The organism is Bradyrhizobium iriomotense (genome assembly GCF_018129405.1).
GTDB lineage: Bacteria > Pseudomonadota > Alphaproteobacteria > Rhizobiales > Xanthobacteraceae > Bradyrhizobium > Bradyrhizobium iriomotense_B.
The window spans coordinates 177,694-193,093 of the sequence record NZ_JAFCLP010000012.1 but is presented as its reverse complement, the minus strand read 5'-3'; the positions used below and the strand labels follow the sequence as shown (position 1 = coordinate 193,093).

General features: G+C 64.4%; 16 protein-coding genes and 1 pseudogene. 9 read left to right on the top strand and 8 right to left on the bottom strand.

Features of this window, described 5'->3' with window-relative positions; genetic code table 11:
• Nucleotides 1-61 precede the first annotated feature (61 nt).
• Entirely contained in the window at nucleotides 62-706 is a 645-nt protein-coding gene (locus JQ592_RS23990) for a carbonic anhydrase (protein WP_211405244.1), read from the top strand.
• 248 nt (nucleotides 707-954) lie between these two features.
• On the opposite strand, the gene JQ592_RS23985 is transcribed toward JQ592_RS23990, so the two are convergent.
• Entirely contained in the window at nucleotides 955-1,989 is a 1,035-nt protein-coding gene (locus tag JQ592_RS23985; protein WP_211405243.1) for an aspartate-semialdehyde dehydrogenase, read from the bottom strand.
• 116 nt (nucleotides 1,990-2,105) lie between these two features.
• On the opposite strand from JQ592_RS23985, the gene JQ592_RS23980 reads away from it, so the two are divergent.
• Nucleotides 2,106-2,888, top strand: a complete 783-nt coding sequence (locus tag JQ592_RS23980; protein WP_211405242.1) for a hypothetical protein — start codon at nucleotides 2,106-2,108, stop codon at nucleotides 2,886-2,888.
• 169 nt (nucleotides 2,889-3,057) lie between these two features.
• On the top strand, nucleotides 3,058-3,441 hold the full coding sequence (locus JQ592_RS23975; protein WP_211405241.1) for a hypothetical protein: 384 nt from the start codon (nucleotides 3,058-3,060) through the stop codon (nucleotides 3,439-3,441).
• Nucleotides 3,442-3,510: 69 nt separating this feature from the next.
• Here JQ592_RS23975 and JQ592_RS23970 read toward each other — a convergent pair whose 3' ends face one another.
• Nucleotides 3,511-4,146 (bottom strand): DapH/DapD/GlmU-related protein, encoded by a 636-nt coding sequence (locus tag JQ592_RS23970; protein WP_211405240.1) that lies wholly within the window; start codon nucleotides 4,144-4,146, stop codon nucleotides 3,511-3,513.
• 116 nt (nucleotides 4,147-4,262) lie between these two features.
• Nucleotides 4,263-5,375 (bottom strand): 3-isopropylmalate dehydrogenase, encoded by a 1,113-nt coding sequence (leuB, locus tag JQ592_RS23965; protein ID WP_018645157.1) that lies wholly within the window; start codon nucleotides 5,373-5,375, stop codon nucleotides 4,263-4,265.
• Between the two features lie 235 nt (nucleotides 5,376-5,610).
• On the opposite strand from leuB, the gene JQ592_RS23960 reads away from it, so the two are divergent.
• Nucleotides 5,611-6,801: a YbfB/YjiJ family MFS transporter gene (locus JQ592_RS23960; protein ID WP_211405239.1), complete on the top strand. Its 1,191-nt coding sequence runs from the start codon at nucleotides 5,611-5,613 to the stop codon at nucleotides 6,799-6,801.
• A 99-nt stretch (nucleotides 6,802-6,900) separates the two neighbouring features.
• Here JQ592_RS23960 and JQ592_RS23955 read toward each other — a convergent pair whose 3' ends face one another.
• From JQ592_RS23955 to JQ592_RS23940, 4 genes are all read right to left on the bottom strand, one after another.
• A complete protein-coding gene (locus tag JQ592_RS23955) occupies nucleotides 6,901-7,683 on the bottom strand; it encodes a molybdopterin-binding protein (RefSeq protein ID WP_211405238.1) in 783 nt (260 codons plus the stop codon).
• A 12-nt stretch (nucleotides 7,684-7,695) separates the two neighbouring features.
• Entirely contained in the window at nucleotides 7,696-8,325 is a 630-nt protein-coding gene (locus JQ592_RS23950) for a cytochrome b/b6 domain-containing protein (RefSeq protein WP_211405237.1), read from the bottom strand.
• Between the two features lie 183 nt (nucleotides 8,326-8,508).
• Complete coding sequence (locus JQ592_RS23945) at nucleotides 8,509-9,063, bottom strand: fasciclin domain-containing protein (RefSeq protein ID WP_211405236.1); 555 nt, start codon at nucleotides 9,061-9,063, stop codon at nucleotides 8,509-8,511.
• 362 nt (nucleotides 9,064-9,425) lie between these two features.
• A complete protein-coding gene (locus tag JQ592_RS23940; RefSeq protein WP_211405280.1) occupies nucleotides 9,426-10,187 on the bottom strand; it encodes an SDR family oxidoreductase in 762 nt (253 codons plus the stop codon).
• A 100-nt stretch (nucleotides 10,188-10,287) separates the two neighbouring features.
• Between JQ592_RS23940 and JQ592_RS23935 the strand changes: the two genes are divergently transcribed.
• Nucleotides 10,288-11,817, top strand: coding sequence for a malonate--CoA ligase (locus JQ592_RS23935; protein WP_211405235.1), 1,530 nt, complete (start codon nucleotides 10,288-10,290; stop codon nucleotides 11,815-11,817).
• 443 nt (nucleotides 11,818-12,260) lie between these two features.
• Here the strand turns inward: JQ592_RS23935 and JQ592_RS23930 are convergent, their stop codons facing one another.
• Nucleotides 12,261-13,118 carry a sulfite exporter TauE/SafE family protein gene (locus JQ592_RS23930; protein ID WP_433996434.1) on the bottom strand — a complete coding sequence of 286 codons (858 nt, stop codon included), beginning with the start codon at nucleotides 13,116-13,118 and terminating at the stop codon, nucleotides 12,261-12,263.
• Nucleotides 13,119-13,282: 164 nt separating this feature from the next.
• Between JQ592_RS23930 and JQ592_RS38340 the strand changes: the two are divergent.
• The 4 genes and pseudogenes from JQ592_RS38340 to sdhD all read left to right on the top strand — a co-directional run.
• Nucleotides 13,283-13,417: pseudogene (locus JQ592_RS38340) on the top strand (LysR family transcriptional regulator); the annotation flags it as partial.
• A 60-nt stretch (nucleotides 13,418-13,477) separates the two neighbouring features.
• Nucleotides 13,478-14,194, top strand: a complete 717-nt coding sequence (locus tag JQ592_RS23925) for a substrate binding domain-containing protein (RefSeq protein ID WP_246820643.1) — start codon at nucleotides 13,478-13,480, stop codon at nucleotides 14,192-14,194.
• A 404-nt stretch (nucleotides 14,195-14,598) separates the two neighbouring features.
• A complete protein-coding gene (gene sdhC / locus JQ592_RS23920) occupies nucleotides 14,599-14,997 on the top strand; it encodes a succinate dehydrogenase, cytochrome b556 subunit (protein WP_211405233.1) in 399 nt (132 codons plus the stop codon).
• Nucleotides 14,994-15,398 carry a succinate dehydrogenase, hydrophobic membrane anchor protein gene (gene sdhD / locus JQ592_RS23915; protein ID WP_211405232.1) on the top strand — a complete coding sequence of 135 codons (405 nt, stop codon included), beginning with the start codon at nucleotides 14,994-14,996 and terminating at the stop codon, nucleotides 15,396-15,398. Before sdhC ends, sdhD begins: the two co-directional genes overlap by 4 nt.
• Nucleotides 15,399-15,400 lie beyond the last annotated feature (2 nt).

Sequence of the window (15,400 nt, the reverse complement as noted above, 5' to 3'; positions counted from 1 at the left end):
CATTTGGCCTGCCCATTCGAAAGGCTTGTTCGCTCCCGGGCTCTATGGTTAGGCATAGGCCATGACGACATTCCCAGAGCATTTGCTGGAAGGCTACAGGGCCTTCGCCACCCAGCGGCTGCCGACCGAGCAGACCCGCTACCGCGAGCTGTCGGTGAAGGGGCAGTCGCCGGAAGTGATGGTGATCGGCTGCTGCGACAGCCGCGTCTCGCCCGAGGTGATCTTCGATGTTGGTCCGGGCGAGCTGTTCGTCGTGCGCAACATCGCCAACCTGGTGCCGGTGTATCAACCCGACGGCAATGCGCATGGTGTCTCGGCCGCGCTGGAATATGCGGTGACGGTGCTGAAGGTGAAGCACATCGTCGTGCTCGGCCACGCGCAATGCGGCGGCATCCGCGCCTTCGTCGACAAGATCGAGCCGCTGACGCCGGGCGACTTCATCGGCAAATGGATGCAGATGTTCATCAAGCCCGGCGAGGTGGTCGAGCAGCGCCACCACGAGTCGATGGCGCAGTTCGTCGAGCGCATCGAGAAGGCCGCGGTGTTCCGCAGCCTTGAAAACCTGATGACGTTCCCGTTCGTGCGCAAGGCCGTGGATGCCGGCCAGATGCAGACCCACGGCGCCTATTTCGGCGTCGCGGAGGGATCGCTGTTCGTGCTGGACAAGGTTGCGAAGGAATTTCGCAACGCGCGCGGCGAGGCTTGAGCGGTTTCGTATACTGCCGCATCAAACGAGATCGTCGTCCCGGACAAGCGGAGCTCTTGGCAACGCGCAGCGTTGTCCAGAGCGGAGCGCAGATCCGGGACCCATAACCACAGGACGTTGTTTGGCAAAGACTCGTGGTTGCCAGCTCGCGCAACAACGCGGGCCTGTGACTATGGGTCCCGGATCTGCGCGCGCTTTGGGCGCGCTTGTCCGGGACGACGAGAGGGTTGTGATGGCCGAAGGAAGGCCTACGCCGCCTTCTTCTTCGCGGTGATCAGCTTGCGGTTGATCAGGACTTCCGCGATCTGGATGGCGTTGAGGGCTGCGCCCTTGCGCAAATTGTCGGACACGCACCAGAGCACGAGGCCGTTCTCCACCGTCGCGTCCTCGCGGATGCGGCTGATATAGGTGGCGTCCTCGCCGGCCGCTTCATACGGCGTGGCGTAGCCGCCGGGCTCCTGCTTGTCGATGACGAGGCAGCCGGGCGCCTTGCGCAGGATCTCGCGGGCTTCGTCCGCGCTGATCGGATTCTCGAACTCGATGTTGACGGCTTCGGAGTGGCCGACGAACACGGGCACGCGGACGCAGGTCGCGGAGAGCTTGATCTTGGGATCAAGGATCTTCTTGGTCTCCGCCATCATCTTCCACTCTTCCTTGGTGTAGCCGTCCTCCATGAAGACGTCGATGTGGGGGATGACGTTGAAGGCGATGCGCTTCGGAAACTTCTTCGCGACCAGCTCGTCATTGGTGTAGACGGCCTTGGTCTGCGAGAACAATTCGTCCATCGCGTCCTTGCCGGCGCCCGACACCGATTGATAGGTCGAGACCACGACGCGCTTGATCGTCGCCTTGTCGTGCAGCGGCTTCAGCGCGACGACGAGCTGCGCGGTCGAGCAGTTCGGATTGGCGATGATGTTCTTCTTCTTGAAGCCTGCGGTCGCGGCCGCGTTCACCTCCGGCACGATCAGCGGCACGTCCGGGTCCATGCGCCAGGCCGAGGAATTGTCGATCACGACCGCGCCGGCGGCGCCGATCTGCGGCGACCATTCCTTCGACACCGAGCCGCCCGCCGACATCAGGCAGATGTCGACGTCGGAGAAGTCGTAATGCTCGAGCGCTTTGACCTTCAGGGTGCGGTCGCCATAGGAGACCTCGACGCCGACGCTGCGGCGTGACGCCAGGGCCACGACCTCGTCCGCGGGGAATTTGCGCTCATCGAGGATGTTGAGCATTTCCCGTCCGACATTGCCGGTCGCGCCGACGACTGCGACTTTGTAACCCATCGTTCACTCTCCGATGAAAAAGCCCGTTCCTGAAGCTGACGCTTAAACAGGAAGAGCAGCGCTTCTATGCGAGAACCGGCCTCAAGACAACGTTGGACCATGCCCGAAGGCCGTGGATGCAGTCGCCTGAGGCCAGGACGGCCGTTAGCCCTACCCAGATCCATCTGACGCTCGCAGCCTTCGCCGACGAGGTGGTCGGCACGGTGGCACGCCTGTTCGCCTATGTGGGGGCGCTGCTTCTCTTTGCCATCCTGGGCCTCGCCGCCCTCGGCCAGCTGCCTTCCTTGCGCGACGATGAGCCCGCCGCAAAGCCCGGCTGGAGCATCGCCGACCGCTCGCATCCCGCCTTCGCCCTCAGCCGGCTCGATTCAGCTGAGAAAACAGCCACTTACACGATCCTCCGGCATCCCGAAGGCGGCCGCAAGGACGTGATGCGCTGGCCGAGCGAGGCGGACAAGCCGCTGGCCCAGCTCGAGATCTACCGGCAGGGCGGCGAATTCGACGTGGCGCGCCCGGCTGCGGCCGACCTCACGGTCCAGATGGGGCTGGGTGCGGACACTCCGCTCGAGCAGGCCGGCCTGATCGACACCAAATTCGGTCCGGTCGCCCTGTTCCGGCCGACCGGCACGGCGAAGGCAGCCTGCCTCTTCTACCTCAAGCGCAGCGAGGAGCCGGCGCTGCAGATCTCCGGCTTCTCCTGCCAGGGCGACACCCTGCCGGCCCGGCGCGCGGCAATCGCCTGCACGCTGAACCGGCTGACGCTGCTCACCTCCGGCAACGAGCCGAAGCTGGCGGAATTGTTCGCCCGTGCCGAGCTCAAGCGCCGGGGTTGCGAGCCCCAGGGATCGCCGGACTGGCTGCTCGGCGCTGCGAACGCGCAATTGCGCGGGGCGCTTTGACCTGCATCAAGGATCTGCATCAAGCTCAAGTGGCTGGTAATCATGCAACTTTTGCCGGCACGCCCGATTATTCCGCCCTGGTGTGACCCAATAGACCTAGTTGCAGCCGCCCCGGCCGGGCTAGTATGGGGCGAAATCGACTGGCGGCTTGCCGCCTGAAGGGGACGTGATGAGCTCGAATTTCTCTGCGGCGAACAAACTGGCGACGTTGCTTGCGGCGGGCGCCGCGATTGCCATGGTCTTCGCGACGCCGGCTGCGGCCGACACCAAGACCAAGCGCTATGACGATCGCGGCCGGCCCTATTACGGCCCGAGCGGCCCCAACGCGGTCTATCAGCAGGGCCGCACCCGCATCTATGTGAGCAAGCGCTCCTGGCTCGACGGCGGCACCGAGGTCAATCCGGGCGACCGCAAGTTCACCGATTACGCCTTCCCACCGGAGATCGGCTATCCGACCTTCGCACGCGAGAACAACAACCGGCCGATCGATCGCCAGCCGCTCTCCACGCCGGCCGACGTCGGCGGCTATCCGCGGAATTTCCCGCTGTACTGAGCGGATCAGCAGCGAATCAAAATGGCCGGGCTCACGCCCGGCCATTTTTGTTTTTGCGATGTGTTCGCTTTATGTATTGGCTGCCGGGTCGTAACGCCGGCAAAATTCCTCGATCGCTTCCGAGCGGAAATCGGCCATGCGCTCGAAGATGAGCGCATCCGGCCAATCCCACCAGGCGATGCGGCGCAGGCTTGCCGCGATGGAATCATCAAAGCGCTTGCGGATGGGGCGCGCGGGAACGCCGCCGACGATGGTGTAGGGCTCGACATCGCGGCTGACGACTGCGCCTGCGGCGATCACCGCGCCGTCGCCGACCTTCACGCCCGGCAGCAGGATGGCGGCGTGGCCGATCCAGACATCATTGCCGACGATGACGCGGTCGCCGCGGCGATCGGCGAAGAAGTCGCGGTCACGCGTCGCGTCCGCCTCGTAATATTCGGGGACATAGGTGAAGCGATGCTGGGACGGACGGCCCATCGGATGGTTGGGCGCACCGATCCGCACCGAATTGGCGATCGCGGTGAACTTGCCGATGGCCGCATCGGCGACGTCGCAATTCTCGCCGAGATAGGAGTAGTCGCCGAGCGCGGCATATTCGATGCGGGTGTTGGCGAGGATTTCGCAACGCCGCCCGATCTGCGCCTCGCGCCGGCGCACCGTTTCATGGATGATGGTTTCCGCGATCTTGCGGCGGGGCGAATCCATGAGACGGTTTCCAATGATGTCGTAGCCCGGGTGAGCGAAGCGATACCCGGGAACACTGCATGCAAAGGTCCCGGATATCGCTGCGCTCATCCGGGCTACGATTGCGGTGCTTACCGCTACGCGTGCAGCTTCTGCAATTCCTTCAGGATCGCTTCGCCCATCTGCGTGGTCGAGGCGGCCGTAGTGCCTTCCGACTTGATGTCGGCGGTGCGCAGGCCGCTGGCGAGCACCGCGGCAATCGCGGCGTCGACCTTGTCGGCGAGATCGCCCATGTCGAAGGAGTAGCGCAGCGCCATGCCGAAGGACGAGATCATCGCGATCGGGTTGGCGAGGCCCTTGCCGGCAATGTCGGGCGCCGAGCCGTGCACCGGTTCGTACAGCGCCTTGCGCTTCTTGGTCTTGACGTCGACCTCGCCGAGCGAGGCCGAGGGCAGCATGCCGAGCGAGCCGGTCAGCATCGCCGCGATGTCGGACAGCATGTCGCCGAACAGATTGTCGGTGACGATGACGTCGAACTGCTTCGGCCATTTCACCAGCATCATGCCGCCGGAATCGGCGAGCTGATGCTCGAGCGTGACGTCGGGATATTCGCGCTTGTGGACCTGGGTCATGACCTCGTTCCAGAGCACGCCCGACTTCATGACGTTGCGCTTCTCCATCGACGTCACCTTGTTCTTGCGCTTCCTGGCAAGCTCGAAGGCGACGCGGCCGATGCGCTCGATCTCATAGGTGTCGTAGACCTGGGTATCGATGGCGCGCTTCTGGCCGTTGCCGAGATCGGTGATGGTCTTGGGCTCGCCGAAATAGACGCCGCCGGTGAGCTCGCGCACGATGACGATGTCGAGGCCCTCGACCGCCTCGCGCTTCAGGCTCGAGGCATCCGCCAGCGCCGGGTAGCACACCGCGGGGCGGAGGTTGGCGAACAGAGCGAGATCCTTGCGCAGGCGCAGCAGGCCGGCTTCCGGGCGCACCTCGTAAGGCACCGCGTCCCACTTCGGGCCGCCGACGGCGCCGAAGATGATCGCATCGGCCGCAAGCGCCTTGGCCATGTCGCCCTCGGAGATCGACACCTTGTGGGCGTCATAGGCGGAGCCGCCGACGAGGCCGGTGTCGGTCTCGAACTTGGCGATCCCGGCCGAATTGAGCCAATCAATCAGCCGCTTCACTTCGCCCATCACCTCGGGGCCGATACCGTCGCCGGGGAGCAGCAGCAATTTGTGGGTCGCCATGGTCGTTTCCTCTCAATAACAGCTCGTCATTCCGGGACGCGCCTTCTTAGGCGCGGGCCCGGAATCCATACTCCCGATCGTGGTTATGGATTCCGGGCTCGCGCTTTGCGCGCCCCGGAATGACGGTCGGCCGGAGTGCTAGAGCGGCGTTGCGCGCTTGGCAAGACACCATTGCCGCGCCGCGGCTGTGCAAGACCGGCGGGGCCTGCCACAGTGCGGGCTGCCGGAGTATCCCTTGCACGCCCCTGATCGCCCCCAGCTAGATGTACATCCTGCGCGGCTGATCCTGACCCTGTCGCTGGCGGCGACGGTCGGGCTCGGCATCGGCCGTTTTGCCTATGCGCTGGTGCTGCCGGACATGCGGGAGGATCTCGGCTGGTCCTACTCGGCGGCCGGTTTCATGAACACGATCAACGCCGTCGGCTACCTCGTGGGCGCGCTGGTGGCGTCCCGGCTGATCCGGCGCGTCGGCTGGTCGGCCGCGATCCGCGGCGGAACCCTCGCCTGCGTCGCCGCGCTCGCAACTTGCGCGCTGACCGGCAATTTCGTCGCGCTGAGCCTGGCCCGCCTCGTGCTGGGCCTGGGTGCTGCGGCCGGCTTCGTCGCCGGCGGCGCGCTGGCCGCGGCGATCGCGCAGTCGCGCCCCGAACGGGCCAATTTCCTGCTCAGCCTGTTCTATGCCGGCCCCGGCATCGGCATTCTCGCCTCCGGGCTGATCGCCCCGTTCACGCTGCAATATTTCGGGCCGGGCTCGTGGTGGCTGGTGTGGTGGGCGCTGACACTGCTGTCCGTTGCGATGACGATCCCGCTGTTCCTGATCCGCATCGAGAGCCGGGTGCGGTTCTCGGAAGGCAGCCACGCCGCCTTCGCGATTCTGCCCGTACTGATCTATCTGGCCGGCTACTTCCTGTTCGGCGCGGGCTACATCGCCTACATGACCTTCATGATCGCCTATGTGCGCGACGGCGGCGGCGGCGCCGCGGCACAGGCAGCGTTCTGGAGCCTGATCGGCCTGTCCGCCTTCGTCACGCCCTGGGCCTGGCGCGGCGTGCTGGCGCTCGACCGCGGCGGTCTCGCCACAGCGATTATCCTCGGCACCAACGCGCTTGGCGCGGCCCTGCCGATATTCGGACATTCGCCGGCCTGGCTCGCGGTGTCGGCAGTGGTGTTCGGCGTCGCCTTCTTCGCCGTGGTCGGCTCGACCACCGCCTTCGTGCGCTTCAACTATCCGCCCGAGGTTTGGCCAACGGCGATCGCGGCGATGACGATCTCGTTCGGCGTCGGCCAGACGCTCGGGCCGATCGTGGTCGGCGCGATCACGGATGCGCTGGGGAGCCTGAGTTACGCGCTCAATGTCTCGGCGGCGCTGCTGGCGCTCGGGGCGGTGGCGGCGCTGTGTCAAAGGAAGGTGCGGCCGAAGGCCTAGCCGTCATTCCGGGGCGTGCGTAGCGCGAACCCGGAATCCAGAGATTGCGGCGCGAGATTCCGGGTTCTCGCTTCGCGAGCCCCGGAATGACTGCCTCAATCAGCTCCCACTGAACGAATTGTACCCCTGGTCTTCCCAGTAGCCGCCCTTGTAGTCGTTGGTGACTTCCATCGAGACCACGTATTTCGGGTTCTTGAAGCCGAGTTTTGTCGGCACGCGGATCTTCATCGGGAAGCCGTAGGCGCGTGGCAGAATTTCGTTGGCGTATTTGAACGTCATCTGCGTCTGCGGATGCAGCGCGCTGCGCATGTCGAGCGGCGAGTTGTAGCCGTCCTTATCGGCGCACTGGAACCAGACATATTTCGCGCGCGTGTCGGCGCCGATCAGCTTGAGGAAATCGCGGAGCGGCGTGCCGGTCCAGCTGCCGATCGCGCTCCAGCCCTCGACGCAGATGTGACGGGTGATCTGCGTCACCTGCGGCAGCTTGTAGAGCTCGTCCAGCGTCCAGGACTTCTTGTTGTCGACGAGCCCGCGCACTTCGAGCTTCCAGTCTTTGCCGTCGACGTCGGGCGCATCGTCGAGATCGTAATAAGCGTTGAACGGGAACGGTTTTGTGATCGCGCTCTCGGGGAAGGTCGGCGCCAGCGCGTCCGGATTGAAGATGAAGGCCTGCACCGCGTCGTTGAATTTCGAGACCTGCGCCAGCAGCGTATCGGCCGAGGACGAGTCCACAACGTCGCAGCCGGTCAGCAGCGTCAGCGCCCCCAGGCTGGCGCCGCCCGCAATGAAGCGGCGACGGGTAAAATCCGGCATCGTCTTGATGGCGTCCTTGATGAGCAACCGCTTGTCGACGCCGGGGATCAGGAATGAGCGCTTGGCCATAGCTATTCTCCCTTATCGCCCGATGATCATCGCGCGCAGGCTCTTCGGCACCAGCAGCGCGAGCAGGACATGAATGACGAGGAAGGCGCAGATCGCGGCCATGCAGAAGAAGTGCACGTAGCGCGCGGTCGGATAGTCGCCGAACAGCATGACGAGATAATAGAGCTGCACCGGCTTCCACATGCCGAGGCCGGAGAGCACGATCAGCACGCCGACCACGATGATGCCGGCATAGAGCAGCCGCTGCACGTAATTGTAGACGGTGAGGTCGTCATGGCCGAGCTTGAAGGTCAGGGCAGCCCTGACGTCGTGGAGCACGCCGGATGGCGTGATCGGCAGCAGCTTCTTGCGGAAGCGGCCGGTGGCGATGCCGGTGACGAGATAGGCGAGGCCGTTGATCATCAACAGCCACATCGCCGCAAAGTGCCAGAGCAGGCCGCCGCCGAGCCAGCCGCCGAGCGTGTACTCGCGCGGGAAGCTGAAGCCGAACAGCGGCGAGGCGTTGTAGATCTGCCAGCCCGACAGGATCATCAGGATCATGGCGAGCGCGTTGATCCAATGCATGACGCGGACCCAGGCCGGCTGGATCATTTTGGCCGGAGTGGCGCTGACCTGCTCGTCGGTGACTGTGAGGCTCGACATGGTGGTTCCGTCCTGGCGATCGTGTGACAGCAATTATACGCCGGTGCGTGAGCTTTCGTTACGCCCCTGCGGCCATCGAATCGATGCCCGCAGGCTATGGCGGTCACAAAAAAGCGAGCCGGGCACCCCCGGCTCGCCGTCTCAAAGCACCCTGTCCGGGGGATGAAACAGGGGTGCGCGGTGTTACGTCGCCGGCATCAGCACGGTGTCGACCACATGGATGACGCCGTTCGACTGGTTGACGTTGGTGATCGTCACCATCGAGGTGCCGCCCTTGGCGTCGACGATCCAGGTCTTGCCGTCCATCTTCTTCACCGTCAGCTCCTCGCCCTCGGCGGTCTTCAGCTTCTTGCCGTCGGTGAGGTCGGAGGCCTCGAGCTTGCCGGGCACGACATGGTAGGTGAGGATCTTCGTCAGCGTCGCCTTGTTCTCGGGCTTGACCAAATTGTCGACGGTGCCGGCCGGCAGCTTGCCGAAGGCGGCGTTGGTCGGCGCGAACACCGTGAACGGGCCCTTGCTTTCCAGCGTCGGCACCAGGCCCGCGGCCTTCACCGCCGCCACCAGCGTGGTGTGATCCTTCGAGTTGACCGCGTTCTGGACGATGTTCTTGGACGGGAACATCGCGGCGCCGCCGACCATGACGGTCTTCTCCTCGGCACGCACAGGCGCGACGACGGTCGCGGTGATGGCGAGGGCGCTGAAGGCGGCGGCAGCGAGATAGGCAATGCGCTTCGACATGGAGAGTCTCCCGATTGAATTGAGACCGGCACTCGCCGGTGCTTGAGTTGGGGCAACAACGGTGCTTGCGACCTCTTGGCGTGAAGCAGCAGCGCCGTCGTTGGACCGAATTACGGGAGGGTTTGCGATGCGGTTTCGGGGAAAAATTCTTTGTGATGGGTGAAACTATGCGGGGGGATGTTCGTGGGGGGCTTCCACCGTCGTCCTGGCGAAAGCCAGGACCCATTACCCCAGGGAGAAGTTGCAGCGCGACGCTGGCAACTCCAAGTCTTCGCCAAACTGCTCCCTGGGGTAATGGGTCCTGGATCTGCGCTCCGCTTCGCTGCGCTTGTCCAGGACGACGAGTCGGAAAGTTTCGTCCCTCAATCCCTGCTCAGTGGCGTCTGGATGAACCCGCGATTATGCGTCGGGCTGATCAGCAGCTCGTTGATGCAAACGCGCGGCGGCATGCTGGCGATGAAAGCGATGGTGCGCCCCAAGTCCTCGGGCTGCAGCATCCTGGCCTGCTCCCCTTCACTCGGCACCACCGGGCGCAGTTTGAGGATCGGAGTTGCCACCTCGCCCGGCATCAGGCAGCAGGCGCGCAGGCCGTTGACGCATTCGTCCATGTTGAAGGAATGGGTCAGTGCCAGGACCGCATGCTTGGTAGTGGTGTAGGCAGGGCCCGGCATCTTCGAGACGTGGCGGCCAGCCCAGGACGAGACGTTGATGATCGAGCCGTCCTGCTGCTTGCGCATCGTCGGCAGGACCGCGCGCATGCAATAGAGCACACCGTTGAGATTGACCTGGACCAGCTTATCCCAGCCCTCCTGTTCCATGTCCTTCCAGCTGCGCTTGGGAACATTGATGCCGGCATTGTTCACGAGCAGGTCGATGCGGCCGTGCTTGGCGACGATCTGATCGGCCGCCTTCTGGGCCTGCGCGGCGTCGGATACGTCGAGTACAATGGCCTCGGCAGCCCCACCCGCCTCCGTGATCTTGGCAACCACGGTATCCAGGGCGTCCTTGCGGCGACCGGACACCACCACCGTCCAGCCGTCGGCCGCAAGCGCCTCGGCGCCGGCCTCCCCGATCCCGCTGCCGCCGCCCGTCACCCAGGCCACGCGTTTCCCATTTTTTGACATGCAAACTGTCTCCGTTGCTTCATCGGGGCGGTTTTTGCTAATCCAGCCCTCGGTTTTGACCGGCCGTGTCCTACAAGCCTTGCGGTCCAGGAAATCTTGCATGAACCAAGCTGCCAACGCCAACCTGTTTTCCCGTCTGTTCGACGGCCTGGACGATCCCAAACGCCTCGCAATCGAGACGCATGACGGCGCCCATATCAGCTATGGCGATCTGATCGCGCGCGCCGGGCAGATGGCGAACGTGTTGGTCGCCCGCGGCGTGAAGCCCGGCGACCGCGTCGCGGTGCAGGTCGAGAAATCCGTCGCCAATATCGTGCTCTATCTCGCCACGGTGCGGGCCGGCGCGGTCTATCTGCCGCTGAACACGGCCTATACGCTGAACGAGCTCGATTACTTCATCGGTGATGCCGAGCCGTCGCTGGTGGTCTGCGATCCCGCCAAGGCGGAAGGTCTCGCGCCGATCGCCGCCAAGGTGAAGGCCAAGGTCGAGACGCTCGGGCCCGACGGCAAGGGCTCGCTGACGGAGGCCGCCGACAAGGCGAGCAGCGAGTTCACGACCGTTTCGCGCACGAGCGATGATCTCGCCGCGATCCTCTACACCTCGGGCACGACCGGCCGCTCCAAGGGCGCGATGCTCACCCACGACAATCTCGCGTCGAACTCGCTCTCGCTCGTCGGCTACTGGCGCTTCACCGACAAGGACGTCCTGATCCACGCGCTGCCGATCTACCACACCCACGGCCTGTTCGTGGCGACCAACGTGACGCTGTTCGCCCGCGCGTCGATGATCTTCCTGCCGAAGCTCGATCCGGACCTGATCATCAAGCTGATGGCGCGCGCCACGGTGCTGATGGGCGTGCCGACCTTCTACACCCGCCTGCTGCAGAACCCCGCCCTGTCGCGCGAGACCACGAAACACATGCGGCTGTTCATCTCGGGCTCGGCGCCGCTGCTCGCCGACACCCATCGCGAATGGTCGGCGCGCACGGGCCATGCCGTGCTCGAGCGCTACGGCATGACCGAAACCAACATGAACACGTCGAACCCTTACGACGGCGAGCGCGTGCCCGGCGCGGTCGGCTTCCCCCTTCCCGGCGTCTCGGTGCGCGTCACCGAACCCGAGACCGGCAAGGAGCTGCCGCGCGAAGAAATCGGCATGATCGAGGTGAAGGGCCCGAACGTATTCAAGGGCTACTGGCGCATGCCGGAGAAGACCAAGTCTGAATTCCGGCCCGACGGCTTCTTCATCACCGGCGACCTCGGCAAGATCGACGACAAGGGCTACGTCCACATTCTCGGCCGCGGTAAGGATCTCGTGATCTCCGGTGGCTTCAACGTCTACCCCAAGGAGATCGAGAGCGAGATCGACGCCATGCCGGGCGTGGTCGAATCCGCCGTGATCGGCGTGCCACACGCCGATTTCGGCGAGGGCGTCACCGCGGTTCTGGTCTGCAACGAGGGCGCCGACGTCAGCGAAGCCTCGGTGCTGAAGGCGCTCGACGGCCGGCTCGCCAAATTCAAGATGCCCAAGCGCGTCTTCGTCGTCGACGAGCTGCCGCGCAACACGATGGGCAAGGTGCAGAAGAACGTGCTGCGCGATACGTACAAGGATATTTACGCGAAGAAATAGACGTCGCGCAGCTCCAAACCGCGTCACGCACTCACTGTCGTCCTGGCGAAAGCCAGGACCCATTACCCCAGGGAGAAGTTGCAGCGCAAAGCTGGCAACCACGAGTCTTCGTCAAACTACTCCCTGGGGTAATGGGTCCTGGATCGGCGCTCGCTGCGCGAGCTTGTCCAGGACGACGCTGGAGTTGATATCGAGCACGTTATCTCGCCTCGTCATTGCGAGGAGTCATCACGCAGTACGCTGTCATGCCCCGCGACCCGGCTACGCCAAGGCTTCGCCGGGGTAGAGGTCCAGGGGCGCCGAAGCTTTAGCGTAGGCGGCAGGCGGGGCATCCAGTACGCCGCGGCCTCTCGGCTCAATTACTGCTGTCTCTGGAATACTGGATCGCCCGCCTTCGCGGGCGATGACAGCGGAGTGGGTGGCGCGGACTTCGCCTCAAGCCATCACTGTCCGCCTACCAAGCTCATGACAAACCTGCTGCCCACGATAAACAAATAACACCCGAACGCGGCCTCCAGCGTCCGTTTCGACATCGCATGCGCGGCTCTGACGCCGAACGGCGCCGTGACGAGGCTCATCGGCATCACCAGCACGGCGCCGATCAGCGAGACGTAACCGAGCGCGAACGGGATTTGCAGCGCTGCGACGGCGGGATAGGTCGTCGCCGCAGGCCAGCCGGCATAGATGTAGCCGAGCGCGCCGGGGATCGAGATCAGCACCGCGAGCGCTGACGAGGTCGCGACCGCCTGGTGGATCGGACGGCTATAGAAGGTCATCAGCAGGTTCGAGAACAGGCCGCCGCCGATGCCCATCAGCGTCGACAAAATGCCGACGCAGAAGCCGTAGACGCGCATCAACGGACCCTTCGGCAGATCGTCACCGAACGTCCAGCCTTCGCGCGCAAGGATGAGCCGCGCCGACGCGGAATAGGCGACGGCGACGAACACGATCTTGAACAGCCGTTCCGGCGCAACGCGCGCGACCATGCTGCCGGCGACGACGCCGATCGCGATCGGCAGCCACCAGACGCGCAGGATCGTCATATCGACCGCGCCGCGCTTGTAGTGCGCCTGGAACGAGCGGATCGAGGTCGGGATGATCACGGCGAGCGAGGTGCCGACGCAGAGCGGCATGCGCACCTCCAGCGGCACGCCGGCGATGCGGAAGCATTCGTAGAACACCGGCACGAGAATCGCGCCGCCGCCGATGCCGAACACGCCGGCCAGAAATCCCGAGAGCGCGCCGGTTGCGATCAGCAGCAGCGCGAGCTCGACGACGTCAAAAATCTCGAGGCCGTTCATCAGCGGCGATCCGCCGCCAGCTCTTGCGGATGCGCGATGGACGTCAGGCTGACATGGGTGGGCATGGATAAGTCCCGGAGTACTCGGATTCGGTCAAGCTAGACCCTTCCATTTTTCGGCGCTATCTCTGGCAGATGGGATAGTCCCTTGCGAATTACGGAAGGATGGCGATGGACCAGCTTGCGGCGATGGCGACCTTCGTGCGGGCCGTGGACGCCGGCAGCCTGTCGGCGGCGGCGCGATCATTGCCGAGCTCGCTGACCTCGGTGAGCCGGCAGATTTCCGCGCTCGAGCGGCATTTCGGCACGCGCCTCTTGATGCGGACGACGCGACAGCTCGCACTCACCGAGGATGGGCGCATGCTCTACGAGCGCGCCAAATCGATCCTGGGCGAGCTGAAGGAAATCGAAGAGGGGCTGGCCGGCAATCGCCGCGAGCCGTCGGGACGACTGCGCGTCAGCGCGCCGACTTTGATGGGACGCCTGCTGATCGCGCCGCTGCTCGGCGATTTCCTGCGCGCCTACCCATCACTCGCCGTGGACCTGCTGCTGGTCGATCGCAATGTCGATTTGATCGAGGAGGACGTCCACCTGGCGCTTCGAGTCGGGCGCATGCCGGATTCGCAGCTGGTGATGCGAAAGCTCGCGGAGGTGCAGATGATTCACTGTGCCTCGCCCGATTATCTCGCACGCCGCGGCGAACCAGATACGCCTGCCGACCTGGCGCAGCATGATTGCCTGGTGTTTTCGGACGCGCCGGGCGCGGCAACCTGGCGATTCGGCCGCGAGGCAAAGGGCGGAATGCGAGTCCGCATCTCGGGGCGGCTCTGGGTCAACAACCTCGATGCGCTCGCCGCGGCCGCCGAGAACGGCGCAGGCATCGTCCGCGTGCCGTCATGGCAGGTGGAGAAGCAGTTGGCCGAAGGACGCCTGCGGCGCCTGCTGCGCGCGCACGAGCCGGCGCCGGCGCCGCTGCATGCGCTGTATCAGCCGTCGCGGCTCGGCTCGACGAAGATTCGCGCCTTCATCGATTTCCTGGTCGAGCGGTGGCGCGGGAGCGATCCGCTCAGCCGGTGATCGCTGTGGCGGGGTGGAATGCAGGGTGCGCATATCCGGGCCGGATCAAATCAGATGGCGAGGAGGAGCGTTGGCGCCCGGGTGAATTAGCGCTGGCGAGGCCTTTGGCCGATCTCTGCCCGGATTGGACGGCATGGTCCGTTTAGAGGTGTTCCAATAGCAATTTCAACGCGCCTCGACCTCTTTGGAAGAGGTGAATCTTTATTCGCTTGTTTGTTGGCGGACCGACGCCCTGGTATACCAAGCCTCTGATTGGCCTTGTTTCATCAAGGCTGTAGAGCTGAACCCAGGTTCGATTTATGGCGAATTGGTGATTGCGCAGGCGAAATCGACTCCGTAAATAGAGCCGACCTTTCGCGATCCCCGCGCGCGCCCTCAAGGGCCGCCATACAACATCAAAGCCCATGACCGCACGGATCGAACGACCGCTTTCACCACACATGCAAGTCTACCGCTGGACGCTGACGATGGCTCTGTCCATCGTCCATCGCGCCACCGGTATCGCCCTTTACGTCGGAACCCTGCTGCTGGCCTGGTGGCTGATCGCAGCGGCCTCGGGCCCTGCCGCCTATGCCTATGTCCAGGCTTTCTCGGGCAGCATCATCGGCCGGCTGATCGTGTTCGGCTACACCTGGGCGCTGATGCACCATATGCTGAGCGGCATCCGGCATTTCGTCTGGGACCTCGGCTACGGCTTCAAGGCCAATGAGCGCGAAGCGCTGACCTGGGGCGCCCTGATCGGCGGCATCGCGTTGACGGTGCTGATCTGGATCATCGCCTATGCGACCGGAGGCGGACGATGAGCGCGAGCGATACGCCCAAGCGCAGCATGCGCACCCCGCTCGGCCGCGTCCGCAATCTCGGCGCCGCGCATTCCGGCACCGGCGACTTCTGGCGCCAGCGCGTCACTGCGGTGGCGATGGTGTTGCTGATGATCCCGGTGGTCGTCGTCATCATGATGCTGCTCGGCCGCAACCAGGCCGGCGCCAAGCAGATCCTCGGCTCGCTGCCGGTCGCCATCATCATGGTCCTCTTCATCGTCGCCAGCGCCTGGCACATGAAGATCGGCATGCAGGTCGTGATCGAGGACTACGTCCATAACGAGAAGCTGAAGCTTACCGCGATCATGCTCAACAATTTCTTCTCGATCGCGGTCGCGCTCGCCTCGATCTACGCGATTCTCCAACTGTCATCCGGAGTGTAACC